Source organism: Lysobacter sp. yr284 (assembly GCF_900107375.1).
In the GTDB taxonomy this organism is placed as follows: domain Bacteria; phylum Pseudomonadota; class Gammaproteobacteria; order Xanthomonadales; family Xanthomonadaceae; genus Lysobacter.
Genome location: NZ_FNPT01000005.1, coordinates 143,427 through 168,030, shown reverse-complemented (window position 1 = coordinate 168,030; position 24,604 = coordinate 143,427). Strand labels below are relative to the sequence as shown.

Genomic DNA, 24,604 nt, shown 5'->3' with positions numbered 1-24,604 from the left:
GACGCCGCGGGCCGCGAACGTCGCGTCCCGGGAAACTCGGCCCCGACATGCGCGGGCGCCCGACGCGGCGCCCGCGCAGATATGCTCAGGGCTCGCAGTCCTTGTTGCCTTCGCAGTCCGAAACCGGGTCCAGGCGCATCAGCTTGCCCTGCGCGCCGACGCGGACATCGCCCCAGCGCCGCGGCACCACCTGCACGGATTCGCCGAGCAGCCGTTCCTTGAAGCCGTCGGCGGACTGCGACAGATAGCTCTCGCCGATCCGGCGCCAGCCATCGGCCTCGCGCGCGTAGGCGTAGCAGCGGTTGCCCCAGTCGCGCACGTTGCACAGCAGGTACTCGGGCTGTCCGTCGCGGTCCAGGTCCGGCGCGACCAGCGCGCAGGCGCCGTCGTCGTCCAGGCAACTGGGCGTCTTCAACGTCTGCTTGATCACCGCCTGGATCCAGGCGGGGTCGATCGTGCCGACGCTCTTGGCCGCGGCGATGTGTTGCAGCGCCTGCTCGGGCGTCTCGGTCTTGGGCGTTTCGCGCGACTCGATGCGGTACTCCCAGCGCGTGGTCGCGGCGAGCGCGCGTTCGAGATTGGCGCGCGCCAGCGGCGCGCTCGCGGCGAAGCGCGGGTCGTTCTCCAGCGCCTTGAGCGCCTGGTAGCCGCGGCGGCCGCTGTCGAAGCGCAGGTAGGCCAGGTCGAACTTGGCCGGCTCGACCGTGCCGCGCGCCAGTTGCGCGAGCTGCGAGCCCACGCCGAGGCGATGCGGATCCAGGATCCAGCCGTTGGCGGCCGCGACCAGCGCCAGCAGCACCAGCGACACCGCGACGTTGACCCGGCGCAATCCGCCGAGCCACTGGCCGCCGCCGCGGCGCAGCGCGGCCGCGGCGTAGCCCAGCGCGTACAGGCTCAGCGCCACCGACGCCAGCGCCGCCCAGAAGCGCTCGCCGGTCCAGCCGTACTGGCCGATGCGCAGGCTCAGCGCGTACAGGCCGAGCGCGGCGAACACCGGCAGGGTCAGCAGCGCCGCGTCGACCACGCCGCGCAGCCAGCGCGGGTAGGGCGGCTCGCCTTCGCCGTCCTGGTAGACCGCGTTGACGAACAGCACCACCGTCGCGATCAGGCACATCAGGATCAGGGTCGCCGAGCGAGTCTTCCACAGCGCTTCCAGGCCGGTGAACGGCAGGCTGGCGACGAACAGCAGCGCGATCAGCGCCACCAGCGGCAGCAGGCCCTTGAAGATCGCGAACAGGATCTGCCGCGCGATCTGCACCGGACGCTGCTGGGTGCGTCCGACCAGCACGCCCAGGCCGACCATGACGCCGGTGGCGAGATGGACGAAGCTGCGGGTGGAGAACAGGTCGGCGAAGAACTCGATGCCGATCAGCTTGAACAACACCGCGCACAGGCCCAGCACCGCCCAGCAGATGCCGACGAAGGCGGCGGTGAGGATCAGGGTCAGCGCGTTCTGCCAGCCGTGTTCGAACAGTTCGCGGTACGGCGCGCGCCAGCGGCCGTGGCTGAGCCGGCATTGCAGGTAGGGCAGGGCGACGAACAGGCCGATCGCCAGGCTGACCGCGAACGGCCCCAGCACCGTGGCCTCGCTCAGGTCCGGCGCGCCGGTGGCGCTCCAGCCGGCCCACAGCGACAGCGGCAGGTAGACGGCGGCGAGCAGGCCGGCGTTGCTCCAGAAACGATGGTCGTCCAGGCGCTGCACCGACAGCAGCATCGCCGTGGGCACCGACAGCACCATCGCGTACCAGCTCACTTCCAGTTCGAAGCCCAAACCGGTGCCGATCCGCGCCAGATACAGCAGCAGGCCTTGCAGCAGGGCGACGGCGACGATGAAGCCGCGGGTGTTGCGGTCGAGTTCGGCGGGGGCGGGTGTGGAAACGGAATCGGGCGTCATGCGGGTCCTTTGCATCGGTTCGGGCCGGCGCTCGGGCGCGGCCGGTGTCGCAGGTGGCGCGGGGAGGATGGGGCGGTTGGGTGAGCGGGCGATGAAGTCGGCCGGCGCGGGTGGAGCGGTTGCGGATGCGGCCGGAACGCGTCCTGGCGCGCGCAGGCGCATGGTGCCCAATGCGTTTGTGTCCGACCCCGTCGCCTGCGATCCGGCGGCCTTGCCGCTGTCGTTGCGGCGGAAGCCGGAACCCGTTTCGATCTTGCTTTGCCGCTGCTTCGCTTGAGGGTAGAGCCAAAGGCAAAATGGATTGCGGCTTCCGCCGGAATGACGGTGCAGCGCGCCACGATCTCGCTCAGCCCGGGCGCGGCTTGCGCGGCGCGGCGTTCTTCGGCTTCGTCGGCGCGCGCTTGGCCGCGGCGGCCTTCGCAGTCTTAGCGGGGCCGGCCGCAGCGGCGGTCGCCTTGGCCGGCTTGGTTGCCGGCGCCTTCTGCGCTGCGGGCTTCGCGGCCCCGGCCTTCGCCCCCTTCGCGCCGGCCTTCGCCGCCGCTTCCTGCGTGCGCTTCCAGTACGGCCCGATCCTTTCGATCCGCCGATACGCGGGGCAGCTCTCGCGATGCGCCCCGGGCAGGTAGCTCAGGCTCATCAGGAACTCGTTGGTGATCTCGCCGCCGGTGAAGCGGAAGGTCTGCTTGAACAGTTTGATCCAGCCGGCCTTGTCGCGCGGCTCGCCCTCGTGCAGGACGTGCGCGTCGAGCCACTGGGCGAAGCCGCCGTGGCTGGCGCGCAGGCGCTGCACGACCTGGGCGTTGTGGATCGCCGCATCGACCTTGAGCCGGTTGCGGATGATCCCGGCGTCGTCGAGCAGGCGCAGGCGGTCGGCTTCGCCGTAGGCGGCCACGGTGTCGACGTCGAAGCCGCCGTACGCCCGGCGGAAGCCCTCGCGCTTGCGCAGGATCGTCTCCCAGCTCAGGCCGGCCTGGTTGATCTCCAGGATCAGGCGCTCGAACAGGTCGGATTCCTCGCGCTGCGGGAAGCCGTACTCGCGGTCGTGGTAATCGCCGTGGATCGGGTGGCCGGGGGCGATGTCGCAGTAGCCGGACATGGAAAGCCTCGTGGCGTGCCGCGGATGCGGCCTGGCCTGGGATTGTCGCGATGCAGGAGCGGCGAATCCAGGTCCGCGGCTGGCCGGATCGCGCGAAGTACGCGGGAGGGATTCCTTAGTGGGAGCGGCTTCTGCCCCGACGCTGTTCGCTGCGATGGCGTCGATTCAGGGCTGCACGGTGATCCCGGGACAAGAGCGTCGTGGCCGAAGCCCTGCCCACCAGGGAGCGCCATTCGGGCGAGTCGTTCCGAGCAAGCGGCGGCGCCGGACCGGGCGCGTCGGGCCCCGGCCGTTTCGGCTTTGATCGTCCCGAACCGGCCGCATTTCGCGTTATGGCGACCTCGGTCCGCCCCACGACCCCGCTTAACGGCCGGGCAGGCTAGAATGGCCCCCATGACCGTGATGCCCACGCCCCTCGCCAATCAGGTCCTGATCGCGCTGCCCGCGCTGGCCGACACCAATTTCTCGCGCAGCGTCGCGCTGATCTGTCAGCACGACGACGACGGCGCGATGGGCATCGTGGTGAACCGCCCGTCCGAATACACCCTGGGCGAAGTGTTCGGGCAGATGGGCGTGGAAGGCGGCGACGAAGCCTTGCGCGCGCAGATCGTGCTCGCCGGCGGCCCGGTCCACCCCGAGCGCGGCTTCGTCCTGCACGACGGCGGCGCGCGCTGGGATTCGACCCTGGCCATCGCCGACCGCCTGTTCCTGACCACCTCGCGCGACATCCTCGAGGCGATGGCCAAGGGCGAAGGCCCCGACCACGCCATCGTCGCGCTGGGCTGCGCCGGCTGGGGCTCGGGCCAGCTCGAACACGAGATCACCGAGAACGACTGGCTGACCGCGCCGGCCGACGCCGAGCTGCTGTTCCAGCTGCCGCTGGACGCGCGCTGGCATGCCGCGGCCGGCCGCATCGGCGTGGATTTCGCCCACCTGGCCGATTACGCCGGACACGCATGAGCGCAGGCGCCTCCGACCCGATCCGACGCGACGGCACCGTCCTCGGATTCGATGTCGGTTCGCGCCGCATCGGCGTGGCGGTGGCCAGCGCGTTCGGCCACGGCGCGCGCGCGCTGGCGGTGATCGACGTGCACGGCGCCAGCCCCGACTGGGGCGCGATCGACCGCCTGCAAAAGGAATGGCGCCCCGACGGCCTGATCGTCGGCGACCCGATGACGCTCGAAGGCGGCGACCAGCCCGCGCGCCAGCGCGCGCTCGCCTTCGCCCGCCAGCTGCGCGCGCGCTACAAGCTGCCGGTGGTGCTGGTCGACGAGCGTTCCAGCTCGGTCGAGGCCGCGCACCGCTTCGCCGCCGACCGCGCCGAAGGCCGCAAGCGCCGGCGAGACGCCGAGGCGCTGGACGCGGTGGCCGCGGCGGTGATCGTCGAGCGCTGGCTGGCCGCGCCGGACGATGCCACCGACATCGACCAGGTTCCGCATTCCTGAGGCCGGCGCCGCCGCTCCTGGCCCCGCCGACTTCGACCCTTTTCCCCGCACGCCCGCACCGCCCATGACCACCTACGTTTCCGCCGACGGCGGCTCGCGCCACCTGCTCAGCCTGCGCGACGCCGCACGCGATTCGCTCGACGCCCTGCTGATCCGCGCCCAGGCCTTCGCCGAAGGCCACTACGACAGCCGCGCGCTGGCCGGCATCGCGGTGTGCACGTTGTTCTTCGAGCCGTCCACGCGCACCCGCCTGAGCTTCCAGCTGGCCGCGCAGCAGCTCGGCGCGCACATCCTCAACTTCGACGCCTCGACCTCGTCCACCAGCAAGGGCGAGACCGCGCTGGACACGCTGAAGAACATCGAGGCGATGGGCGTGCGCGGCTTCGTCATCCGCCATCGCGAGGACGGCGCGGTCGCCGAACTGGCCGCGCACGCGCGTCCGGGCACCTGCCTGGTCAACGCCGGCGACGGCCGCAGCTCGCACCCGACCCAGGGCCTGCTCGACATGCTGACCCTGCGCCAGGCCAAGGGCCGCGACTTCTCGCGCCTGCGCGTGGCGATGGTCGGCGACATCAAGCACTCGCGCGTCGCGCGCTCCGATCTGCAGGCGCTCAAGGCGCTCGGCGCGGCCGAGATCCGCGCGGTCGGCCCGGCCTCGCTGCTGCCCGACGACCGAACGCTCGACGGCTGCAGCGTCGGCCACGACCTCGACGCGGCGCTGGAAGGCGTGGACGCGGTGATGATGCTGCGCCTGCAGCGCGAGCGCATGGAAGAAGGCCTGGTCGCCTCGCTCGAGGATTACCACCGCGACTACGGCCTGACCGCGGCGCGGCTCAAGCGCGCCGCGCCCGACGCGGTGGTGATGCACCCCGGCCCGATGAACCGCGGCGTGGAGATCACCGACGAGGTCGCCGACGGCCCGCAATCGCTGATCCTGACCCAGGTCGCCAACGGCGTGGCCGCGCGGATGGCGGTGCTGGAGGCGTTGCTCAAGGGGTGAGCGGGCGCGGCCCGGAAGGGGGCGCGCGGCCCGGTCAAGACCGCTTGCATGCGGCGCCCGCCACGCTTCGGCCCTCCTCGATCTGTGCTAGCGTGAAATTGCACAGGGAACGGAAGGGCTTGAATTTCATGGCTTTTATGTGCGCCAGTCTTGCGTCGATGCGTCTGGCTTGCGTCTTCGCGTTGACCGCGGCCGTCGCGGGTCTTACTTCCTGCGGCACGGTGGCAACCAGGGCGTCCACACAGCCGCCGCCGGCCGGACCCGCGGACGCCACAACCCTCGAAAACCTGCTGCGTTGGCCGCTTGAGGGCGAGGGCGGTCAGCGCAGGGCGGAGGCCGCATTGCACCGCGTCTTCGTCATGAAGCCGCTTCAGGCGCGGCAGTTCTCCGGCGATGGGCCGGTGAAACTCGCGGATGGGAACGTGTTGAGCTTCGCCTGGATCGGCGAGCTGAGCGGGCAGATCGATATCGGCGTCGCGGCCGAACCCTGCGTATCGCCCGAACTGGCTGCCGGATGGATCGGGGCGCGCGCTGAGGCGACACAGGACGCGCACGGCACCGACCGCGGAAGCACCTACAAAGCGCAGAGCGCGGGGATTCGGGTCGAGTTCACGACGACGCCATCGACGTATCGGTGCATCGATTCGATCAACATTTATCCGGCCGCGACCTCCGCGCGGTGAGCGGAACCGATCCATTCCAGCGCCTGCGGGACGAGCCGCGATTCCAGCAAATGCCCGCCGCGATGCGAGGATGGATACTCGAGTCGCCGACCGCCGCAGCGGGATTCGCCGGTTTTTTCGAACGCGGCGGCATCATCGACCAACGGCCGGGTATCGGTCTTGCGTTTTATTCCCCGGAGAGTCCGCCGAAGATCGTCGTCGATCGCAACGCCTGGATGGGAATGCTGGCTCCGGGGGCGTCGCAGTGGCCGCAGCGCCATATGTTCGGCACGCTCGCGCACGAAGTCGGCCACGACCGATACAACACCGGTTCCATTGCCTTCACCGGCCGCACTGCCGAGCAATACGTAGAGTACCGGGCCGGCCTCGAAGCGGAAGCGATTTTCAACGCCTTCCCCATCTTCAAGGAACTGGAGAACGTCGAAGCGTTCAAGGACAGCAAGCCGTTCGGTTCCATCGGCTATCTCAACGAAGTCGAACTGGGGGCGCGCTACGGCGACTGGAGGGCGGGCCGGCTGGACGATGCTGCGGCGGTCGAACGGATCGCCGCCAAAGTGGCGGACGCGCCTTACACGCTCAACAATCCGCCCGCGGACATGAATCGCGATGGCCTGATCACCCACCGCGATGCTTATTTAAGGGACTACGCCCGATACATCGAACCCGGACTGCAGCGTTCGTCCTCCGGTTGCGGAAGCGATCCGCGCGATCCCGCCCATCCGGACCATGGCCTGTTCGAACATTTGCGCGGGCAAGTGCGCGACCTGGATCGGCAGTCCGGAAAAGCCTGGGACGAGGGCAGCGAAAGACTGGCCGCCAGCGCCCTGATGATGGCGAAGGAAAAAGGGTTCGCCCTGTTGGACGCTCCGCAGCTTGCGTTCAACAGGCAGGGCGGCGGCCTCGGCGCGGGTGAAATACTGCATTTGTTCCGCTCGCGGCCCGACGCATCGCCGGATCCGTACGCGAATCGCACGCACATGCCGACCGCGCAGGCGCTTGCGGTTCCGGTCGAGCAACGCTACCGGCAAGCAGAGGCGATCGGTCCGGCTCCATCCGCGCAGACCCGACTCGCGCAGCAGGAACTGGCGCACGATCCCGAAGGCACTGCCAAGAACGGCCCCGGATTCACCCGGTGATGCGAGTCTGGGTGTCGCGCAGGGCGGCGAGGACCAGTGCGCCCCGGCGGCGCGAGCTTGGATCGCTCAGCGCAGCAAAATCAACGTCGCCAACCCCAGGAAACTCAAGAACCCCATCACGTCGGTCAGCGTGGTCAGGATCACGCCGCCGGCCAGGGCCGGATCGAAGCCCAGGCGCTTGAGGGTGATCGGCACCAGCACGCCGCCGGTGGCGGCGGTCAGCAGGTTGATGGTCAGCGCGCTGCCGATCACGAACGACAGGCCCGGCTGGCGGAACCAGATCAACACGATCAGGCCCAGGCCGATGCCGAGCACCAGGCCGTTGATCAGCGCGACCGACAGTTCCTTGCGCAACAGCACGCCGACGTTGGACGCGCCGATCTGGCCCAGGGCGAGGCCGCGGATCATCAGCGCCAGCACCTGGGTGCCGGCGTTGCCGCCCATGCCGGCGACGATCGGCATCAGCGCGGCCAGCGCCACCAGCTTGGCAATGGAGTCCTCGAACTGGCCGACCACGCTGGCGGCGAGGAAGGCCGTGCACAGGTTGACGCTGAGCCAGATCAGGCGGCGCCGGAACGCGCGCCGGACCGGGCTGAACAGGTCTTCGTCCTCGTCCAGGCCGGCCGCGCTCAAGGCCTGGTGCTCGGCCTCCTCGCGGATGATGTCGACCACGTCGTCGATGGTGATGCGGCCGAGCAGGATGTTGTTGTCGTCCACCACCGGCGCGCTGATCCAGTCGTGATCGGAGAACTGGCGCGCGACTTCGCCGGCGGTCTCGCCGACGTCGATGGCCGGTTGCTCGTCGTCGATCAGCTTGTTGATCGCGGTGCCGGGCTCGTGGGTCAGCAGCGCGGCCAGGGCGATGCGGCCCAGGTACTGGTGGCGGCGGCTGACCACGTACAGGTGGTCGGTGTGTTCGGGCAGCTCGCCGCGCAGGCGCAGGTAACGCAGGACCACATCGATGGTGGTGTCGGCGCGCACCGTCACCACATCGGGATTCATCAGGCGGCCGGCGGTGTCCTCGGGATAGGACAGCACCTGCTCCAGGCGCTCGCGGTTCTCGCGGTCCATCGACTTGAGCACTTCGTCGATGACCGTGTCGGGCAGGTCCTCGACCAGGTCGGCCAAGTCGTCGATGTCGAGGTCCTCGACCGCGGCGACGATCTCGTCGGTGTCCATGTCCGCGAGCAGGCTTTCGCGCACTTCCTCGCCGACGTGGACCAACACCTCGCCGTCGTCTTCCGGATCGACCAGGCCCCACACCACCTGGCGCTTGCCCGGCGGCAGCGATTCGAGCAGGTTGCCGATCTCGGCGGGGGACAGGGTGTTGACCAGGCGGCGAACCGGGCCCAGACGGCCGCTGTCGAGCGCATCGGAAAGCAGGCGCAGTTGACGTGCGGTCTTGTCGTGGCGGACGGCTTCGGCCATGCGGTACTTCCTGGCAGGGGGACGGGCGCGGCCACGAAGCCGGCGAGGGGAGCGAAAGCGCGGGCATTATCGCCCGCGCCCCCGGCAAAGCCCAGTGACGAAGCGCGGCGGCGGCGCCGGGACTCGCGGCTGGCGCGCGAACGCCGCGCCGCGATGCGAACCGACGACCGGCGCTGGCGCCCGCCGCATCCGCCCGCGCGCCGGCCGCGCGCGACGCGCGCCGCATGCGGTGAGCGGCAGTGAATCACTCCGCCGCGGCCGCTGGTTAGACTCGCGCGCATTCGTCCGCGCTGCGGACGCCAGGGAAGGCAACGGTCATGACCGACATCGCGCTCACCGTCGACCAACTGGTGCGCCTGCATTTCGAACCCTTGGTGGCGCGCGATGCGGTGGCCCCCGGCCTGTCCCCCGGTTTGCTGGTCGGCGTGGTCCACGACCGGGCGCGCTACTGCTTCGGCCTGGGCGAGCTGCCGTTGTGCGACGGCGCCGGCGCCGCGCCGGCGGTCGAGGATCTGGTGTTCATGATCGGATCCAACACCAAGGTCTTCACCGCGACCTTGCTGGCGCTGTCGGAACTGGGCGAGCTGCCGGGGTCGCATGCGCGTCTGGACACGCCGGTGTCCGAACTGCTGCCCGTGGGCGTGACCCTGCACGAGTTCGACGGCACCCCGATCACGCTGCGGCACCTGGCCACGCATACCGCGGGCTATCCCAAGGGGCCGTGCCCGCCGTACACGTTCGGCAACTACGCTTTCGACGCCAGCACCCGCTTCCTCGCCTCGTTCCAGCCGCATTACCCGCCCGGGCGACGCTGGTTCTACAGCAACCAGGGGTTCGCCCTGCTCGGCGCGCTGCTGGCGGGCGCCTGGGCCGATCCGCGCCAGATCGCCAGCGCCGGCTGGGGGCCGCGCTACTGGCGCTGGCCGCAGTTGGCGATGCGGCGGCTGGTCGAACCGCTCGGGCTGTCCTCGACCCAGGTCGGCTACGCCGCGGTGCGCGACCGCCTGCTGCGCTCGTTCGCGATCGACGGCGGCCAGTACGCGGGTATCGAGTCGGCCGCCATCGTCATGGATTCGGCGGCGCTGGGCGCAGGCGCGCTGTCCTCGACGCTGGCCGACATGCTGAGTTTCCTGCAGCGCCAGTTCGCGCCGTCCGGCGATGCGCTGGGCCGCGCAATCGCCCTGACCCAACTACAGGCGGTGGACGGTCTGGCGATGGGCCTGGGTTGGCAGCTCGGCGAAGACCTTCTGTACAAAGACGGCCTGGTGCAGGGCTATTCGTCGTTCATGACCGTGGACCCGCGCCACCGGGTCGGCGTGTTCGCCTTCGCCAACAGTCGCGACGGCAACGCCGGCCAGGCCTTGCGCAACTCGGCGTTCGCGGTCCTGAGCGGGGTGCGCGGCGGCGCTGCGCAGCCGGGCCCGCTGACCCCGCCGCAGCGCGCGCCGCAATGTCCCTGACGGCGGCGCCGGCGCGGCCGGCGCTCAGGCGCGCAGCCAGGCCTCGATTCCGGCGCGGTCGCGCGCGCGCAGCAGCGCCGGCGCGCGCTTGCGCAGCGTTTCCAGGCTGAGCCCGCGGATCGCCCGGCGCAGCTCCAGCAGCGTCGCCGGATGCAGGCTGAATTCCTCCAGCCCCAACGCCAGCAGCAGCGGCGCGAACGCCGGGTCGCCGGCCATCTCGCCGCACACCGCCACCGGCTTGCCGCGCGCCTTGGCCAGCTTGATCACGTCGCGGATCACCCGCAGCACCGCCGGATGCAGCGGCGTGTACATGTCGCCGAGCGCTTCGTTGTTGCGGTCCACCGCCAGCAGGTACTGGACCAGGTCGTTGGTGCCGATCGACAGGAAATCGACCGCGCCGATGAAGGCCGGCAGCGCCAGCGCCGCGGCCGGCACCTCGATCATCGCGCCCAGCGGCACCCGCTCGGCGATCTCGTGGCCTTCGCGGCGCAGGTCGACGGCGACCTTGTCGAGCAGCGTGCGCACCGCGCGCATCTCTTCGCTGGCGCTGACCATCGGCACCAGCACCCGCAACGGGCCGTAGCCCGACGCGCGCAGGATCGCGCGCAGCTGGGTTTCCAGCAGGCCGTCGCGCGCCATCGACAGGCGCACGCCGCGCACGCCCAGGGCCGGGTTGGGTTCGTCGCGCAGGGCCAGGCCGGTCTTGTCGGCCTTGTCCGCGCCCAGGTCGAGGGTGCGGATGGTGACGACGCGGCCGGTCATGCCCAGCACCACGTCGCGGTAGGCGCGGAACTGCTCGTCCTCGTCGGGCAGCTCGTTGCGCTGCAGGAACAGGAATTCGGTGCGGTACAGGCCGACGCCGGCGGCGCCGAGAGCGTGCGCCTCGGCCACGTCCTCGCGCGATTCGGCGTTGGCGTAGAGCTTGATGTCGACGCCGTCGACGGTGATGGTGGGCTCGCGCCGCAGCCGGTGCAGCTGCTTGCGCTCGCGCGCCAGCTCGCGCATCCGCGCGCGGTGGCTGCGCAGGTCGTCGGCGTTGGGCTCCAGGATCACCGTGCCGGTGCCGCCGTCGACCACCACCGCGTCGCCGTCGTTGATCTTCAGCAGCGCCTGCGCGGTGCCCACCACCAGCGGCAGATGCAGGCTGCGCGCCAGGATCGCGCTGTGCGACAGCGCGCTGCCGGCGGAGGTGACGATCGCCATCACCCCTTGCGCCTGCAACTGCGCCAGTTCGGCCGGGGCGACGTTGTCGGCGATCAGGATCTCGCCGGCCACGCCCTGGGTGTCGTGGTCGCGCCGGTGCAGGGCGGCGTGGATGCGGCCGATGACCTGGTCGATATCGTCCACGCGGCTGCGGAAGTAGGCGTCGTCCATCGCCTCGAACACCGAGGCGATGCGGTCGCGCTGCAGGCGCAGGGCGTAGTCGGCGGCGTAGTGGCCGGTGCGGATCAGCGCGTCCAGGCCCTGCAGCAGCTCGGGGTCGTCGAGCAGCAGGGTGTGCAGGTCGAGGAACTCGCCGACCTCGTGCGCGAGCGCGCCGTGCAGGCGCTCGCGCAGGACGTGGATCTCGCCGCGGACGGTGTCGATGGCCGCGTGCAGCCGGGCCAGTTCGCTTTCGACCTGGTCGCGGCCGATGCGTTCCTCGGCGACTTCCAGCGCATGCGGCAGCCGTACCCGGGCGCGCCCGAGCGCGCTGCCCCGCGAGGCGCCGACTCCATGGAATTCCTGCCGCATCCGCGCCTCCGGCTCAGCTGTCTTCGTCGAAACGGCGTTCGAACAGGGCGACCACGGCCTCGGCCGCGTTGGCCTCGTCCTCGCCTTCGACGCGCAGCTTGACGTGGGTGCCCTGGCCGGCGGCGAGCAGCATCACGCCCATGATGCTCTTGGCGTTGACCTCGCGGCCCTTGGCGGTGAGCGTGGCGTTGCTGCGGAAGGCCGACAGCACCTGCACCAGCTTGGCGGTGGCGCGGGCGTGCAGGCCCAGTCGGTTGGAAACGGTGAGTTCGCGTTCGATCATGTCGGGGTCCTCAGGCAATGGTCAAACGCAGCGTGCGCGGACGGCGGTGATGTGGGGCTTGCTTCATGCGTTCAAGGGGCTTCCTGTCGAGGCGGCGGCGTCGCGGCGACGCCGCCGCCGTCATGCGTCGTCGTGCAGCACGCCGTTGCGGGCGCCGGCCGCGGCGACCGCGGGCAATTGGTCCAGGTCCAGTTCTGCGTAGTTCATCACCCGCAGCAGCATCGGCAGGTTCAGCGCCGACACCCGCCGCACCGGCGTGCCGAGCCGGGCCACGCGCGCGGCGAGGTTGCTCGGCGAGGCGCCGTACAGATCGGTCAGCAGCAGCACGCCGTCGCCGCCGTCGACCCGGCGCAGCGCGGCGCTGGCCTGCGGCAGCAACTGGTCGAGATCCGCGTCGAACGGCACTTCGAACGCTTCGGTGCGCAGCGGCAGCGGATTCAACAGGCGGCCGGCGACCTGCAGCATCGCGCTGCCGACTCCGGTGTGGGTGATGAGAAGGACGCCTACGGACATGCCTCCAAGTTAACAGAGCACGGTGACAGGCCGGAAGCGCCCGAACGGTCGATCGGCGCTCGCAGTGGGCCGGATGTGCGAGATGGTGCGTGCCGCAGGCATGCCGAGGCCCTGTCTGGTGCGCAAAACCCCTTGAGCCGTCTCGATGCGGCCGGCCGGCGCGATCCGAAAAAAAGGCCGCCCGAAGGCGGCCCTTGCCAGGAAACCTCGCGCCGCTTACTGCTTCGGCGGGGTCTCGGTCTGTCCCTTGTTGCGGCTTTCGTCCGGCGGCGGCGGCGCGGGCGCGGCCGGGTCGGCCGGCGGCGCATCGGTCGGCGGAGTGTCCGCCGGCGGCGGCATGTCGGCCGGCGGCGCGCCGGCGTCGGCAGGCGGGACGGTATCGGCCGGGGCGGCCGGAGCCGGGCCGGCCGCCGGGTCCGGCGGCGGCGCCTGCTCGGGCTGCTTGCAGGCGCCCAGCAGGACGGCGGCGAACGCGGCGCTGAGCGCCAGGGCCAGCGAACGCGGACGCAGGGTGCGGGTGTCGTGCTTGCTCATCTCGATCCTTTGCTGACCGGGTCAGCGCGTTGGGGGTGGAGGCCGGCGGCGGGCGGGGCGGCGGTCAGCGATCGCCGCTGCGCTTGTTCTGGCCGGCCTGGTATTCCGACAGCGACAGGTAGCCGTCGCGGTCGAGGTCGTGGACGGCGAAATTGGCGGCCAGGCGCGCGTCCATCGCGGCCTCGTCGCGGCTGATCTTCTGGTCGCCGTTGGCGTCGAGTTCGGTGAAGGCGGCCGGGCCGATGGCGTCGCTCGGCGGCGGCGGGGTGCGGGTGTCGGCGCCGCTCGTGTCGTTGACCGGCGGTTCGGTGCGCTGCATCGGCGCGGTGTGGTCGCGGTGGTCGCTGGCGCGCGGCGCGGTCTGGTCTTGCGCGAACGCGGCCGGCAGCGCGAGGGCGGCGGCCACGGCCATCGCCAGCATGGCGAGCCGGCGCGAGGCGAGCGTGCGGGTCATGAGGGTCATGTCGCGGCTCCGTGTGGGGGAGCGCCGGGGCATCGGATGCGCGGCGCGCGGCTCCGGCGTGGTTCCGACGCTACGAGTCCAGGCGCAAGCGCAGCGGCACAGAGATGGGAAAATTTCGTAATTTCCCGAGGATTTTCGCCATGCGCCGGTCGGCGGCGATTCATTCGCGGCGGGGGGTATGCGCGATGGTTGCTGCGACGAGGTTGCGTTGTGGGCGGCGTCGTAGCCGCGCATTCGCGGTCGCGGCCCGCGTCGCTCCTACAGGGCGCAACGCAGCTTGGCGAAGCGACCGTAGGAGCGACGCAAGTCGCGACCGCGGCAATGCCGCTGCGTCGAAAGCGGCGTCGTAGTTGCGCATTCGCGGTCGCGGCTCGCGCCGCTCCTACAGGGCGGGAAGCGGCTTGGCGAAGCGACTTGGGAGCGGCGCGAGCCGCGACCGCGGCAATGCGACTACGTCGGAAACGGCGACTCGCCCGCGCTCAGTCCAGCTCGCGGTGATGCACCGCCACTTCGTTCCATCCGCGCAGCCGCGCGTGCTCGGCCATGCGTTCGGCCAGGTACACCGAGCGGTGGCGGCCGCCGGTGCAGCCGAAGGCGATGGTGGCGTAGCTGCGGGTGCTGTCGCCCTGCAGCCGCGGCAGCCAGGTGTCGAGGAACTGGCCGACCTGCTCGACGTAGAGCTGCACGTCGGCCTGGGTCTCCAGGTAGTCGCGCACGCCGCCGTCGCGGCCGGACAGCGGCCGCAGCGCCGGGTTCCAGTGCGGATTGGGCAGCGCGCGCGCGTCGAACACGAAGTCGGCGTCGGCCGGCACGCCGCGGCGGTAGGCGAAGGATTCGAACAGCAGCGACATGCCCGCTTCCACGCCCAGCCCGAACTCGGTGATGACGTGGCGGCGCAGCTGGTGGATGTTGAATTCGCTGGTGTCGACGATGGCGTCGGCGATCTGGCGCAGCGGCTTGAGCACCTGGCGCTCCAGCGAGATCGCATCGGCCAGCGCCAGCCCGAACTGGCTCAGCGGATGGCGCCGGCGGGTGTCGGCGTAGCGCTTGAGCAGCACCGCGTCGCTGGATTCGAAGAACACCAGGCGCGGGTCGGCGCCGAGCGCGCCCACCGCCGACAGCCACTCGGGGATGTTGGCCAGGTCGCTGTGGCGGTTGCGCACGTCGATGCCGACCGCGAGCTTGGTCGGCATGCCGTCCTCGGCCTTGATCACGTTCTGCACGAACTGCGGCAGCAACTCGGCCGGCAGGTTGTCGACGCAGTAGAACCCCAGGTCTTCGAAGGTGTTCAGCGCCACCGACTTGCCCGAGCCGGACATGCCGCTGACGATCACCAGGGTGAAACCGCTGGCCTCGGCCGCGTGGTTCGCCCCGGCCGGATTGGACTCGACGCCGCTCACGATTCTCCGCGCTCCAGGAAATTGCTGTGCCGGGCGATGAACGCCGCGGCGGGGTCGAGGCCCTTCATGCGCAGGCTGTGCAGGCGCGTGGCCGCTTCGGTCAGCACCGCGAGGTTGCGGCCCGGCATGACCGGCAGGGTGATCATCGGCACGTCGAGGTCGAGCACCCGGCGCAGGCTGGTGTCGCCGGTGAGGCGCTCGATGCCGGTGGCCTTGGGCTCGCTCATCGGCTTGGTCAGGTGCACGACCAGGCGCAGGTACTTGTTGTTCTTGACCGCGGTGTCGCCGAACATCTGGCGGATGTTGAGCACGCCCAGGCCGCGTACTTCCAGCAGGTCCTGCAGCATGTCCGGGCAGGTGCCGTCGAGCACGTCGGGGGCGATCTGGGTGAACTCCGGCGCGTCGTCGGCGACCAGCCGATGCCCGCGCGTCACCAGCTCCAGGGCCAGCTCGCTCTTGCCCGATCCGGACTCGCCGGTGATCAGCACGCCGATGGAGTAGATCTCCATGAACACGCCGTGCAGGGTGATCTGCGGCGCCAGCGCGCGCGCCAGGTGGTATTGCAGGTGGTTGAGCAGCTCATGGCCGCGGCGCGGCGAGGCCCACAGCGGGGTGTCGCTTTCCTCCGCGGCGATGCGCAGGTCCTCGGGGCAGGGCTGGTCCTTGCTGATGACCAGGGCCAGCGGCCGGTACTGGATGATCTTCTCGATGGTCTCCCAGCGCAGGCGCGAGTCCAGGCCGTCGAGCCAGGTCAGCTCCTCGGTGCCGAGGATCTGCACCTTGTTGGGATAGATCGCGTTGAGGTAGCCGGCCAGCGACGGCCGCCGCGCGACCGTGTTGACCGCCTCGACCAGGCGGCCGTCGCCGCGTTGGCCCGCGAGCCAGCGCAGCGCCAGCTTCTCGCGCTGCTGCTCGAACAATTCGCCTGCGCGGATGCTTTTGCTCATGGGGACGGCAGTTTACGGGGTTCGGACGACGGGCGCGCGGCGAAAGCGCGGCGCGGAACCGAACAGGCGTGCGGACGGCCGCTTGCCGCGGCCCTGCGTTGCCGGGTGCCGCGCAGGTTCCCGCGTTGCGTTCGCGCGGTCGCCGCGCTTACGCCGCGCTGCGCCGGCAGCAATCGAGCAGGCGGTGGCTCAGTTCGGCCGCGTTCGGGGCGCTGCGCAGGCAGTTGCGGAAGTCCGCATCGGCGAAGCGCTCGGCCAGTTCGGCCAGCAGTTGCAGGTGCTGTTGCACGTGGTGCTCGGGCACCGCCATCGCCAGCACCAGGTCCACCGGCTCGCCGTCGGCGGCGCCGAAGTCGACCGGCTGGGCCAGGCGCAGGAACGCGCCGCAGCTGGTTTCCAGCAGCGGCGTGCGGCCGTGGGGGATGGCCACGCCGTGGCCGATGGCGGTGCTGGCCAGGCGCTCGCGCTCGCGCAGGCCCAGATCCAGCGCCGCCGCGGTGCGCGGGTCGCCGCCGGACAGCAGGCGGGCGGCGGTTTCGAGCACCGCGTTGCGATCGCCGGGGTTTCCGAGGATCGCAACGCGCTCCGCGCTCAACAGGTCGTAAAGCGGCATGACGGCTTGGGTGTGGCTTGCGTTGCTTGGCTGGCGCGGAGTTTACGCCTGAAGTCAGCCGATTTCGCCGATTTCGCCATTGCGGGCGAGGCTTTCGCCGCGGTGGTGGTCGACCAGCTTGCTCTTGTGCTTCATCAGCAGGCGGTCGAGCTTGTCGGCGAGCAGGTCGATGGCGGCATACATGTCTACCGCCGCGGCATCGCAGTGCAGGGTGCGGCCGGCGAGATTGAGGGTGGCCTCGGCGCGATGGTCGGGCTTGTCGAGACTGAGCTGGGTACGGACGTCGAAAGGCTGGTCGTAGTGTCGTTGCAGACGGGCCAGCTTGGATTCCACGTAGTCGCGCAGGGCGGGCGTGACTTCGATCTGCTGGCCGTGGGTTTCGATACGCATCGGGGACCTCCTTCACGTCGCGGATGAATGCAGAACTTCAGAGCGTTCCAACCTGAACGTCGTAGTTCCGTCCGGCCCATCCGGACCGAAACGGAACCGGGTGACGCCCTGGCCGTGACCAGGGGGTCCAGCATCTCACGATGAGACGCCGGCGCAAGGGGCCGGCCTCGTGCTTTGGTCTTAGGCGCGCGCGAAGGCCTTGATCGGCCGGGGATTTTTCGGCGCCGTAAAGTTTTTGCAATGACAACGGGCGCAATCGGCATAAGCCGCGGCTCGGTCGCGCCAGGTGCTGAGAAGTGCCGGGAAGCAGGCCGGAGCGGACGCGGCGGCCTCGCTCAGGCCATGCGCACGCGGTCCTGCGACGACGGGATGCTCATCGCCTCGCGGTACTTGGCGACGGTGCGCCGCGCCACCGGCACGCCGGTGGCCTTGAGCGTCTCGGCCAGGCGTGCGTCGGACAGCGGCTTGCGCGGGTTCTCGGCCTCGATCAGGCGCCGGATCATCGCCTGGATCGCGGTGCTGGAGGCCTCGCCGCCGGAGCCGGTGTCGATGCCGGAGGCGAAGAACGCGCGCAGCGGCACGGTGCCGCGCGGGGTGCGCGCGTACTTGCGCGCGATCGCGCGCGAGACGGTGGATTCGTGCAGGCCGATCTCGTTGGCGACCTCGCGCAGGGTCAGCGGCCGCAGCGCGCTGTCGCCGAATTCCAGGAACGCGGCCTGCTGCTTGAGCAGGCAGCGGGCGACCTTGAGCAGGGTGTCGCCGCGCGCTTCCAGGCTCTTGAGCAGCCAGCGCGCTTCCTGCAGGTGGCCGCGCAGGTAGCTGGCGTCGGCGGCGCTGGCGTGGCGGATCATGCCTTCGTAGCCGCGGTGGATGCTGATGCGCGGGCGCATCGATTCCGACAGGGCGACCCGCCACAGGCCGTGCTGGCGCCAGATCACCACGTCCGGGGTGACATAGGTGTCGGTGGAGATCGCGCCCATCTGCGCGCCGGGGCGCGGATCGAGCGAGCGCAGCAACTGCACCGCGGTCTCGACTTCGGCCAGCTCCAGCTTGAGCTCGGCGGCCAGGCCCGGCACGCCGATGCGCGGCAGCCGTTCCAGCGGGCCGCAGGCGATCTGCAGCGCCAGCGCCTTGCCCGGGGTGTCGTCGGACAGCGTGCCCAGCTGCAGGCTCAGGCATTCGGCCAGCGAGCGCGCGCCGGTGCCGACCGGATCGAAGCGCTGCACCTGGTGCAGCACGGTCATGACCTCGTCCTCGCCGACGCTCAGCTCCGGCGCCAGCGAATCGGCGATGGCCTGCAAGGGTTCGCGCAGGTAGCCGTCGTCGTCGATGGCCTCGATGACGGCCACGCCGATGCTGCGGTCGCGCAGCGACAGCGGGCTCAGGTGCAGCTGCCACAGCAGGTGGTCGAGCAGGGTCTCGGCGTCGGCGACCTGTTCGGCGGCCGGCGAGTCGTCGTCGTGGTCGGACGGGCCGACCCGCTCGTACCAGGTCTCGCCGTCGTCCATGGTCCATTCCGGCTCGGGCGTGGATTCAGGCCCGGGGCCTTCGCCGCCGGAGCTTTCCTCGGCGCTGGAGGAGGAGGTGACGGTCGAGGCGTGGACCGGTTCGCCGGGCTCGGGCGCGGCCGGCTCGGTCCAGTCCAGCAGCGGATTGCTTTCCACCGCGCTCGCCAGTTCGGCTTCCAGCTCGACGGCCGACAGCTGCAGCAGGCGGATCGCCTGCCGCAATTGCGGCGTCATCACCAACTGTTGTCCGAGGGAGGCTTGGAGGCGGGGCTTCATGTTCGATGGATGACGCGACCGGTTGGGACGGCCGCCCGCACGGCGCAGGCAGCCGGGTCGCGCATCGCGGGCGTCGCCTCACGCCCGGCAACCGCAGGGGTCACAGACGGAAGGAGTCGCCCAGGTATACGCGACGGACATCGGGATTGGCCAGCAGCGCGTCCGGAGCCCCCTGCGCGAGCACGCCACCGTCGTTCAGGATATACGCACGGTCGCAAATGCCCAAGGTTTCGCGCACGTTGTGGTCGGTGATCAGCACCCCGATGCCGCGATTCTTGAGATGGCGCACGATTCGCTGGATCTCGCCGACCGAAATCGGGTCGACGCCGGCGAAGGGTTCGTCCAGCAGCATCAGCCGCGGCCGGGCGGCCAGGGCGCGGGCGATCTCCACACGCCGGCGCTCGCCGCCGGACAGGCTGGCGCCGAGCTGGTCGGCGACGTGGGCGATCTGCAGCTCTTCCATCAGGCTGGCCTGCTCGCGCGCGATCCCGGCCTTGTCCAGGTCCTGGCGCAGCTCCAGCACCAGGCGCAGGTTGTCGGCGACGCTGAGCTTGCGGAACACCGAGGGTTCCTGCGGCAGGTAGCCCACGCCGTACTTGGCCCGCGCGTACATCGGCTCGCTGGTGATGTCCTTGCCGTCCAGCACGATCGTGCCGGCGTCGGCCGGCACCAGGCCGACGATCATGTAGAAGCAGGTGGTCTTGCCGGCGCCGTTGGGGCCGAGCAGGCCGACCACTTCGCCGGCGTCGAGGGTGAGGCCGAAGTCGCGCACCACCTCGCGCTGGCGGTACGCCTTGCGCAGGCCCTGGGCGACCAGCATCAGCCGCCTCCCTTCTTGGCCGGGGCGGGCTTGGCCGGGGCGGGCTTGGACGCCGGCGGCGGCGGGGCCGAAGCGTCCTTGTTCTTGGGCTGCAGCTGCATCGACACGCGGCTGCCGGTGCCGCCGCTCTCGACCTGGCCGGTCTTCATGTTATAGACGATGCGCTCGCTCTTGATCGTGTCGCCGGCCTTGTCGACGAAGGCGTTGCCGGTGAGGATCACGATGTCCTTGGGCATGTCGTAGTCGACCTTGTTGGCGCGGCCGTTGAACGGCGAGCCGTCGTCGAGCTCCTGCTTCAAGGTGACCTGCGAGCCGGTCAGGGTGACGTAGCTGATGTCGCCGTCAGCGCGCTTGATGTCGGCCTTGGCGGACTTGATCTGCAGCGTGCCCTGCACGATCACCACGTTGCCGGTGAGCACGCACGGGCCGGTGTCGCTGGCGACCGAGCAGTCGCTGCGGTCGGCGTCCACGTTCATCGGCTGGTTGCGGTCGGAGGAGCGCGCATGCGCGCTCGCGGCCGGCACCAGCAACAGGGCGGCCAGGCACAGGGCCGGCAGGTTAGCGGGCTTTCGCTTCATAGCGCGCCTTGACGTTGGATTTGAGGATGATGTTCTTGGTTTCGAGGTCGGCGTCCAGACCCAGACCGGTCAGTATAGTGCCCGGCTGGGTCATGTTGACCGCGACGTCCGAGGTCGCCTTGTTGGCGTCCGGGAAGACGTTCAGTTCCTCGGTCGCGATGTTGATCGGCTTGCCGGCGGCGTTGGTGCTGTCGGCCTTGACCTGGCCGCGCAGGCGCACTTCGTCGCCCCCGGCGTTGACCCAGCCGCGCTGCGAGCGCACTTCCCACGGGCCGCCGTTGCTGCCGGGCTTGGCCGGGATCAGGAACAGCGGGGTGGCGATGTCCATGGTCTTGTCGCTGGGATCGCGGGTCAGCTTCGGCGCGCGCAGGGTGAAGGATTCGCGGCCTTCCTTGTTGAGCACGACCACGTCGAAGTCGGTCAGCACGTAGTCCGGGCGCGACGCCGCCTTGGCCGCGGCGGGCTTGTCGCGTTGCGTCCACCACGCCCAGCCGGTCAGCGCGGCGGCGGCGAGCAGGACCAGGGTCGAGAGCAGGCGCCAGTTCATCCCAGGGCTCCGGCGAGGATCGCCTCGGCGTGGCCCTGCGCGCCGAGCAGCAGGTCGCACAGCTCGCGCGCCGCGCCTTCGCCGCCGCGCGCGTGGGTGCGCCAGTGCACGCGCTCGCGCACCCACGGGTGCGCGTTGGCCGGCGCCACCGCCAGGCCGACGTGCGGCAGGATGCGCAGGTCGGCGAGGTCGTCGCCCATGAAGCAGACCTGTTCGAGCGTCAGCGACAGGCCTTCGGCGATCTGCTTGACGCAGACCAGCTTGTCCTTGACGTCGCCGTGCGAACTCGCGCCCAGCTCGGCCGCGCGATGCGCGGCAATCGCGCCGCCGCGCGCGGTGACGAAATGCACCGCGATGCCGTGCTTGCGCAACAGCGCCAGGCCCTGGCCGTCCTGGACGTGGAAGCTCTTGTACTCGCGTCCGCCTTCGTCGTAGGTCAGGCGCCCGTCGGTCAGCGTGCCGTCGACGTCGAAGCAGGCCAGGCGGATGCGCGCGGCGCGCTCGCGGATGTCGGCGGGGTAGTCGTTGAGGTGGCTGTAGGGCACGGGAATCGGGAATGAGGAATGGGGAGTCGTCAAAGCGAGAGCTTGCGCCTGGAACCGGACGGGCAAGGACCGCTTTCGCGGTTGCCGATTCCCGATTCCCGGCTCTTAAACCACCCGCGCTCGCAACAGGTCGTGAATGTTCAAGGCACCGACCACGCGGCGTTCAGTATCCACGACCAGCAGGCCGCTGATCTTGTGCGTTTCCATGAGCTGCGCGGCTTCGACCGCGAGCGCGTCGGCGCCGATGGTCTTGGGCGCGCGGGTCATGACCTCGGCGATGCGGGTCGAGCGCAGGTCCACGCCGCGGTCGTCGAGGGTGCGGCGCAGGTCGCCGTCGGTGTACAGGCCGATCAGGCGGCCGTCGTCGTCGACCACCGCGGTCATGCCCAGTCGTTTGTGGCTCATCTCCACCAGCGCCTGGCTGACGCTGGCGTCCGCGCCGACCCGCGGCACCTCGTCGCCGGCGTGCATGATGTCGGTGATGTGCAGCAGCAGGCGGCGGCCGAGCGCGCCGGCCGGGTGCGAGCGGGCGAAGTCGTCGGCGGTGAAGCCGCGCGCTTCCAGCAGCGCCACCGCCAGCGCGTCGCCCATCGCCAGCGAGGCGGTGGTGCTGGAGGTCGGCGCCAGGTCGAGCGGGCAGGCCTCGGCCGGCACGCTGACGTCCAGGTGCACGTCGGATTCGCGCGCCAGGGTCGACTGCGGCCGCCCGGTCATCGCGATCACCGTGTTGCCCTGGCGCTTGAGCACCGGCAGCAGCATCAGCACTTCGTCGCTCTCGCCCGAGTACGACAGGGCCAGGACCACGTCGGCGTCGGTGATCATGCCCAGATCGCCGTGGCCGGCCTCGCCCGGATGGACGTAGAAGGCCGGGGTGCCGGTCGAGGCCAGGGTCGCGGCGATCTTGCGCGCGATGTGGCCGGACTTGCCCATGCCGGTGCACACCACCCGGCCGCTCGCGGCGAGGATGCGCGTGCACGCGGCGGTGAAGTCGCCGTCGATGCGCGCGGCGACCGCGGCCAGCGCCTGGGCCTCGATCGCGAACACGCGCCGGCCGCTGTCGGCCAGGCCGGCCTCGGAGCCGGCGGGGATCGTGGTGCGCGGGTCGCGGGCGGGAGCGGGCTGGGTCATGGGGCGGGGCGATCCTGGGAACGGCGGGGGCGGACGGCGGCGGCGAGGGCGGAAACGCTCGACCGTGCCCGCGCGGGGGCTCGGTCGATGGAATCGGCCGTTGCGGCCACCGGCATTCCGGTAGCGGGGGCTTTCCGCTAGGCTAAGCCGCCAATTCTAAGCGGTTCGCCCGCTCCGCGCCGGTCCCGCAGGCACATCCCGGGTTGCCGGGCGCTCCACATTCAGCCGGCCCGCGGCTGCGGCCGGGCGGCGTCTGCGTCCCCCGTCGCGCCGCTGGCGGCCCGCCGGGCGGCTCCCGCCCGATCCCCGACTCTTCCCGCTCCCGTCCAGAGGTCCCGCCGTGAACCCCGACATCATCCGCTCCCTGATCGAACAAGGCCTGCCGGGCGCGCAAGCGCAGGTGCGCGGCGACGACGGCGTGCACTTCGAAGCCACCGTGGTCGCCGAGGCCTTCCGCGGCAAGCTGCCGCTGGCCCGCCACCGCTTGGTCTACGCGACCCTGGGCGAGCGCATGGGCGGCGAGATCCACGCCCTGGCGCTGAAGACCCTGACCCCGGAAGAGGCCGGCCAGGCCTGACCGGCGCGCGCCGCGTCCGCGGCCGGGCGCCCCGCGTCCGGCCGGCCGGCCAGGGCGGCCCGGCCCGGGCACTTCACCGTCGCCTCACTCAACCGGCGGCGCCAGCTTCTACCATGGGCGTCCCGCGATCCGCTTAGGCCGTCGCGCTGCCGCGGCGACGCCGCGCACGTTATCTTCGCCAGGCGCCGGCCGCGCGGCCGCCGCCTCGCGCTTGCCCTTTCGACTCTTCTTCTTTCGACTTCAGCGAATCCGTCAATGCAAAAAATCGTGGTGCAAGGCGGCCAGCCGCTCAACGGCGAGGTCCAGATTTCCGGCGCCAAGAACGCCGTCCTGCCGATCCTGTGCGCGACCTTGCTGGCCGATGCGCCGGTGACCATCCGCAACGTGCCGCGCCTGCACGACGTGCTGACCACGGCCAAGCTGCTGGGCGAACTCGGCGCCGGCGTCAGCAGCGAAGGCGCCTCGATCACGGTCGACCCGACCACGGTCAACAGCCACGTCGCGCCGTACGAACTGGTCAAGACCATGCGCGCCTCGGTGCTGGTGCTCGGCCCGCTGCTGGCCAAGTACGGCCAGGCCGAAGTGTCGCTGCCGGGCGGTTGCGCGATCGGCTCGCGTCCGGTGGACCAGCACATCAAGGGCCTGCAGGCGCTCGGCGCGGAGATCGTGGTCGAGAACGGCTACATCAAGGCGCACAGCAACGGCCGGCTCAAGGGCGCGCGCTTCGTCTTCGACGTGGTGAGCGTGACTGGCACCGAGAACGTGCTCATGGCCGCAGCCCTGGCCGAGGGCACCAGCGTGCTGGAGAACGCGGCGATGGAGCCGGAGGTGGTCGACCTGGCCGATTGCCTCAACGCCCTGGGCGCGCGCATCGAGAACGCCGGCAGCGGCCGGATCGTGGTCCACGGCGTCGAAAAACTGCACGGCGGCAGCCACGACGTGCTGCCCGACCGGATCGAGACCGGCACCTTCCTGGTCGCCGCGGCGATGACCGGCGGCCGCGTCACCGTCACCGGCAGCCGCGCCGACACCCTGGATTCGGTGCTCGACAAGCTGCGCGACGCCGGCGCCAAGATCGACGTCGACGGCGACCGCATCACCCTGGACATGGGCGGCCGCCGCGCGCGCGCCGTGGATCTGGTGACCGCGCCGTACCCGGCGTTCCCGACCGACATGCAGGCGCAGTTCATGGCGCTCAACAGCACCGCCGAAGGCGCCGGCGTGATCAACGAGACGATCTTCGAAAACCGCTTCATGCACGTCAACGAACTGCTGCGCCTGGGCGCCGACATCCGCGTCGACGGCCACACCGCGGTGGTGCGCGGCGTCGCCAAGCTCAGCGGCGCGCCGGTGATGGCGACCGACCTGCGCGCCTCGGCCTGCCTGATCCTGGCCGGGCTGGTGGCGCAGGGCGAGACCACGATCGATCGCATCTACCACCTCGACCGCGGCTACGAGAACATCGAGCAGAAGCTGTCGGGGCTGGGGGCGAAGATCCGCCGGGTCGATTGATTCGGCTCCAGGGCTTCGGCTCTTGTGGCAGGGCCTTCCGGCCCGATGCCTTTCGATCCGATCGCCGCGATCCGAAACAAAAGCACCGGGCCTG

25 protein-coding genes and 1 pseudogene are annotated in these 24,604 nt (G+C 70.7%); 8 read left to right on the top strand and 18 right to left on the bottom strand.

Annotated elements, in window-relative coordinates:
• Positions 1 to 85: 85 nt before the first annotated feature.
• Both BLV01_RS10710 and BLV01_RS10705 read right to left on the bottom strand, forming a co-directional pair.
• On the bottom strand, positions 86 to 1,894 hold the full coding sequence (locus BLV01_RS10710; protein WP_091798662.1) for a DUF4153 domain-containing protein: 1,809 nt from the start codon (positions 1,892 to 1,894) through the stop codon (positions 86 to 88).
• Between the two features lie 556 nt (positions 1,895 to 2,450).
• A pseudogene (locus BLV01_RS10705) lies at positions 2,451 to 2,990 on the bottom strand (DNA-3-methyladenine glycosylase I); the annotation flags it as partial.
• A gap of 393 nt (positions 2,991 to 3,383) precedes the next feature.
• Between BLV01_RS10705 and BLV01_RS10700 the strand changes: the two are divergent.
• The 5 genes from BLV01_RS10700 (at position 3,384) to BLV01_RS10680 (ending at position 7,254) form a co-directional block, all read left to right on the top strand.
• Complete coding sequence (locus BLV01_RS10700; protein ID WP_175485856.1) at positions 3,384 to 3,950, top strand: YqgE/AlgH family protein; 567 nt, start codon at positions 3,384 to 3,386, stop codon at positions 3,948 to 3,950.
• Positions 3,947 to 4,435, top strand: coding sequence for a Holliday junction resolvase RuvX (gene ruvX / locus BLV01_RS10695; RefSeq protein WP_091798659.1), 489 nt, complete (start codon positions 3,947 to 3,949; stop codon positions 4,433 to 4,435). The genes BLV01_RS10700 and ruvX overlap by 4 nt, the downstream gene beginning before the upstream one ends.
• 64 nt (positions 4,436 to 4,499) lie before the next feature.
• Positions 4,500 to 5,435: an aspartate carbamoyltransferase catalytic subunit gene (locus tag BLV01_RS10690; RefSeq protein ID WP_091798656.1), complete on the top strand. Its 936-nt coding sequence runs from the start codon at positions 4,500 to 4,502 to the stop codon at positions 5,433 to 5,435.
• 119 nt (positions 5,436 to 5,554) lie between these two features.
• Entirely contained in the window at positions 5,555 to 6,118 is a 564-nt protein-coding gene (locus BLV01_RS10685; protein ID WP_139178608.1) for a hypothetical protein, read from the top strand.
• On the top strand, positions 6,070 to 7,254 hold the full coding sequence (locus BLV01_RS10680; RefSeq protein WP_175485855.1) for an XVIPCD domain-containing protein: 1,185 nt from the start codon (positions 6,070 to 6,072) through the stop codon (positions 7,252 to 7,254). The genes BLV01_RS10685 and BLV01_RS10680 overlap by 49 nt, the downstream gene beginning before the upstream one ends.
• A gap of 66 nt (positions 7,255 to 7,320) precedes the next feature.
• On the opposite strand, the gene mgtE is transcribed toward BLV01_RS10680, so the two are convergent.
• Positions 7,321 to 8,682 carry a magnesium transporter gene (mgtE, locus tag BLV01_RS10675; RefSeq protein WP_057946577.1) on the bottom strand — a complete coding sequence of 454 codons (1,362 nt, stop codon included), beginning with the start codon at positions 8,680 to 8,682 and terminating at the stop codon, positions 7,321 to 7,323.
• Between the two features lie 317 nt (positions 8,683 to 8,999).
• On the opposite strand from mgtE, the gene BLV01_RS10670 reads away from it, so the two are divergent.
• On the top strand, positions 9,000 to 10,142 hold the full coding sequence (locus tag BLV01_RS10670) for a serine hydrolase domain-containing protein (RefSeq protein WP_091798647.1): 1,143 nt from the start codon (positions 9,000 to 9,002) through the stop codon (positions 10,140 to 10,142).
• Between the two features lie 24 nt (positions 10,143 to 10,166).
• Here BLV01_RS10670 and ptsP read toward each other — a convergent pair whose 3' ends face one another.
• From ptsP to BLV01_RS10595, 15 genes are all read right to left on the bottom strand, one after another.
• Positions 10,167 to 11,876 (bottom strand): phosphoenolpyruvate--protein phosphotransferase, encoded by a 1,710-nt coding sequence (ptsP, locus tag BLV01_RS10665; RefSeq protein ID WP_091798644.1) that lies wholly within the window; start codon positions 11,874 to 11,876, stop codon positions 10,167 to 10,169.
• Between the two features lie 13 nt (positions 11,877 to 11,889).
• A complete protein-coding gene (locus tag BLV01_RS10660) occupies positions 11,890 to 12,159 on the bottom strand; it encodes an HPr family phosphocarrier protein (RefSeq protein WP_091798641.1) in 270 nt (89 codons plus the stop codon).
• A 120-nt stretch (positions 12,160 to 12,279) separates the two neighbouring features.
• The gene (locus BLV01_RS10655) at positions 12,280 to 12,672 is read right to left on the bottom strand and encodes a PTS sugar transporter subunit IIA (protein WP_091798638.1); all 393 of its coding nucleotides are present in this window, start codon (positions 12,670 to 12,672) and stop codon (positions 12,280 to 12,282) included.
• A gap of 216 nt (positions 12,673 to 12,888) precedes the next feature.
• Positions 12,889 to 13,206 (bottom strand): hypothetical protein, encoded by a 318-nt coding sequence (locus BLV01_RS10650; RefSeq protein ID WP_091798635.1) that lies wholly within the window; start codon positions 13,204 to 13,206, stop codon positions 12,889 to 12,891.
• Between the two features lie 64 nt (positions 13,207 to 13,270).
• Positions 13,271 to 13,669, bottom strand: a complete 399-nt coding sequence (locus tag BLV01_RS10645; protein WP_091798632.1) for an EF-hand domain-containing protein — start codon at positions 13,667 to 13,669, stop codon at positions 13,271 to 13,273.
• Positions 13,670 to 14,148: 479 nt separating this feature from the next.
• Complete coding sequence (gene rapZ, locus BLV01_RS10640; protein WP_091799140.1) at positions 14,149 to 15,003, bottom strand: RNase adapter RapZ; 855 nt, start codon at positions 15,001 to 15,003, stop codon at positions 14,149 to 14,151.
• 62 nt (positions 15,004 to 15,065) lie between these two features.
• Positions 15,066 to 16,016, bottom strand: coding sequence for an HPr(Ser) kinase/phosphatase (hprK, locus tag BLV01_RS10635; RefSeq protein ID WP_091798630.1), 951 nt, complete (start codon positions 16,014 to 16,016; stop codon positions 15,066 to 15,068).
• Positions 16,017 to 16,164: 148 nt separating this feature from the next.
• On the bottom strand, positions 16,165 to 16,629 hold the full coding sequence (locus tag BLV01_RS10630) for a PTS sugar transporter subunit IIA (RefSeq protein WP_091798628.1): 465 nt from the start codon (positions 16,627 to 16,629) through the stop codon (positions 16,165 to 16,167).
• A 54-nt stretch (positions 16,630 to 16,683) separates the two neighbouring features.
• Complete coding sequence (raiA, locus tag BLV01_RS10625) at positions 16,684 to 17,019, bottom strand: ribosome hibernation-promoting factor, HPF/YfiA family (RefSeq protein WP_057946585.1); 336 nt, start codon at positions 17,017 to 17,019, stop codon at positions 16,684 to 16,686.
• Between the two features lie 335 nt (positions 17,020 to 17,354).
• Positions 17,355 to 18,803, bottom strand: coding sequence for an RNA polymerase factor sigma-54 (locus tag BLV01_RS10620; RefSeq protein WP_091798626.1), 1,449 nt, complete (start codon positions 18,801 to 18,803; stop codon positions 17,355 to 17,357).
• A 100-nt stretch (positions 18,804 to 18,903) separates the two neighbouring features.
• Entirely contained in the window at positions 18,904 to 19,623 is a 720-nt protein-coding gene (gene lptB / locus BLV01_RS10615; RefSeq protein ID WP_091798624.1) for an LPS export ABC transporter ATP-binding protein, read from the bottom strand.
• Positions 19,623 to 20,201: a lipopolysaccharide transport periplasmic protein LptA gene (gene lptA / locus BLV01_RS10610; RefSeq protein ID WP_091798623.1), complete on the bottom strand. Its 579-nt coding sequence runs from the start codon at positions 20,199 to 20,201 to the stop codon at positions 19,623 to 19,625. Before lptA ends, lptB begins: the two co-directional genes overlap by 1 nt.
• Positions 20,182 to 20,748: an LPS export ABC transporter periplasmic protein LptC gene (lptC, locus tag BLV01_RS10605; RefSeq protein ID WP_091798621.1), complete on the bottom strand. Its 567-nt coding sequence runs from the start codon at positions 20,746 to 20,748 to the stop codon at positions 20,182 to 20,184. Before lptC ends, lptA begins: the two co-directional genes overlap by 20 nt.
• Complete coding sequence (locus BLV01_RS10600; RefSeq protein ID WP_091798619.1) at positions 20,745 to 21,293, bottom strand: KdsC family phosphatase; 549 nt, start codon at positions 21,291 to 21,293, stop codon at positions 20,745 to 20,747. The genes lptC and BLV01_RS10600 overlap by 4 nt, the downstream gene beginning before the upstream one ends.
• A 105-nt stretch (positions 21,294 to 21,398) precedes the next feature.
• The gene (locus BLV01_RS10595) at positions 21,399 to 22,421 is read right to left on the bottom strand and encodes a KpsF/GutQ family sugar-phosphate isomerase (protein WP_091798617.1); all 1,023 of its coding nucleotides are present in this window, start codon (positions 22,419 to 22,421) and stop codon (positions 21,399 to 21,401) included.
• A gap of 340 nt (positions 22,422 to 22,761) precedes the next feature.
• Between BLV01_RS10595 and BLV01_RS10590 the strand changes: the two genes are divergently transcribed.
• Positions 22,762 to 22,998, top strand: a complete 237-nt coding sequence (locus BLV01_RS10590) for a BolA family protein (RefSeq protein ID WP_091798615.1) — start codon at positions 22,762 to 22,764, stop codon at positions 22,996 to 22,998.
• 255 nt (positions 22,999 to 23,253) lie between these two features.
• The gene (gene murA / locus BLV01_RS10585; RefSeq protein ID WP_091798612.1) at positions 23,254 to 24,510 is read left to right on the top strand and encodes a UDP-N-acetylglucosamine 1-carboxyvinyltransferase; all 1,257 of its coding nucleotides are present in this window, start codon (positions 23,254 to 23,256) and stop codon (positions 24,508 to 24,510) included.
• Positions 24,511 to 24,604: the final 94 nt, after the last annotated feature.

Coding starts and splice junctions, on each gene's coding strand:
- ptsP (WP_091798644.1), bottom strand. CDS start 11,876: ATGCGGCAGGAATTCCATGGAGTCGGCGCCTCGCGGGGCAGCGCGCTC.
- BLV01_RS10690 (WP_091798656.1), top strand. CDS start 4,500: ATGACCACCTACGTTTCCGCCGACGGCGGCTCGCGCCACCTGCTCAGC.
- ruvX (WP_091798659.1), top strand. CDS start 3,947: ATGAGCGCAGGCGCCTCCGACCCGATCCGACGCGACGGCACCGTCCTC.
- BLV01_RS10645 (WP_091798632.1), bottom strand. CDS start 13,669: ATGACCCTCATGACCCGCACGCTCGCCTCGCGCCGGCTCGCCATGCTG.
- BLV01_RS10630 (WP_091798628.1), bottom strand. CDS start 16,629: ATGCCGCTTTACGACCTGTTGAGCGCGGAGCGCGTTGCGATCCTCGGA.
- BLV01_RS10660 (WP_091798641.1), bottom strand. CDS start 12,159: ATGATCGAACGCGAACTCACCGTTTCCAACCGACTGGGCCTGCACGCC.
- BLV01_RS10710 (WP_091798662.1), bottom strand. CDS start 1,894: ATGACGCCCGATTCCGTTTCCACACCCGCCCCCGCCGAACTCGACCGC.
- murA (WP_091798612.1), top strand. CDS start 23,254: ATGCAAAAAATCGTGGTGCAAGGCGGCCAGCCGCTCAACGGCGAGGTC.
- BLV01_RS10655 (WP_091798638.1), bottom strand. CDS start 12,672: ATGTCCGTAGGCGTCCTTCTCATCACCCACACCGGAGTCGGCAGCGCG.
- hprK (WP_091798630.1), bottom strand. CDS start 16,016: ATGAGCAAAAGCATCCGCGCAGGCGAATTGTTCGAGCAGCAGCGCGAG.
- lptC (WP_091798621.1), bottom strand. CDS start 20,748: ATGAACTGGCGCCTGCTCTCGACCCTGGTCCTGCTCGCCGCCGCCGCG.
- lptB (WP_091798624.1), bottom strand. CDS start 19,623: ATGCTGGTCGCCCAGGGCCTGCGCAAGGCGTACCGCCAGCGCGAGGTG.
- mgtE (WP_057946577.1), bottom strand. CDS start 8,682: ATGGCCGAAGCCGTCCGCCACGACAAGACCGCACGTCAACTGCGCCTG.
- BLV01_RS10620 (WP_091798626.1), bottom strand. CDS start 18,803: ATGAAGCCCCGCCTCCAAGCCTCCCTCGGACAACAGTTGGTGATGACG.
- lptA (WP_091798623.1), bottom strand. CDS start 20,201: ATGAAGCGAAAGCCCGCTAACCTGCCGGCCCTGTGCCTGGCCGCCCTG.
- raiA (WP_057946585.1), bottom strand. CDS start 17,019: ATGCGTATCGAAACCCACGGCCAGCAGATCGAAGTCACGCCCGCCCTG.
- BLV01_RS10670 (WP_091798647.1), top strand. CDS start 9,000: ATGACCGACATCGCGCTCACCGTCGACCAACTGGTGCGCCTGCATTTC.
- BLV01_RS10650 (WP_091798635.1), bottom strand. CDS start 13,206: ATGAGCAAGCACGACACCCGCACCCTGCGTCCGCGTTCGCTGGCCCTG.
- BLV01_RS10700 (WP_175485856.1), top strand. CDS start 3,384: ATGACCGTGATGCCCACGCCCCTCGCCAATCAGGTCCTGATCGCGCTG.
- BLV01_RS10595 (WP_091798617.1), bottom strand. CDS start 22,421: ATGACCCAGCCCGCTCCCGCCCGCGACCCGCGCACCACGATCCCCGCC.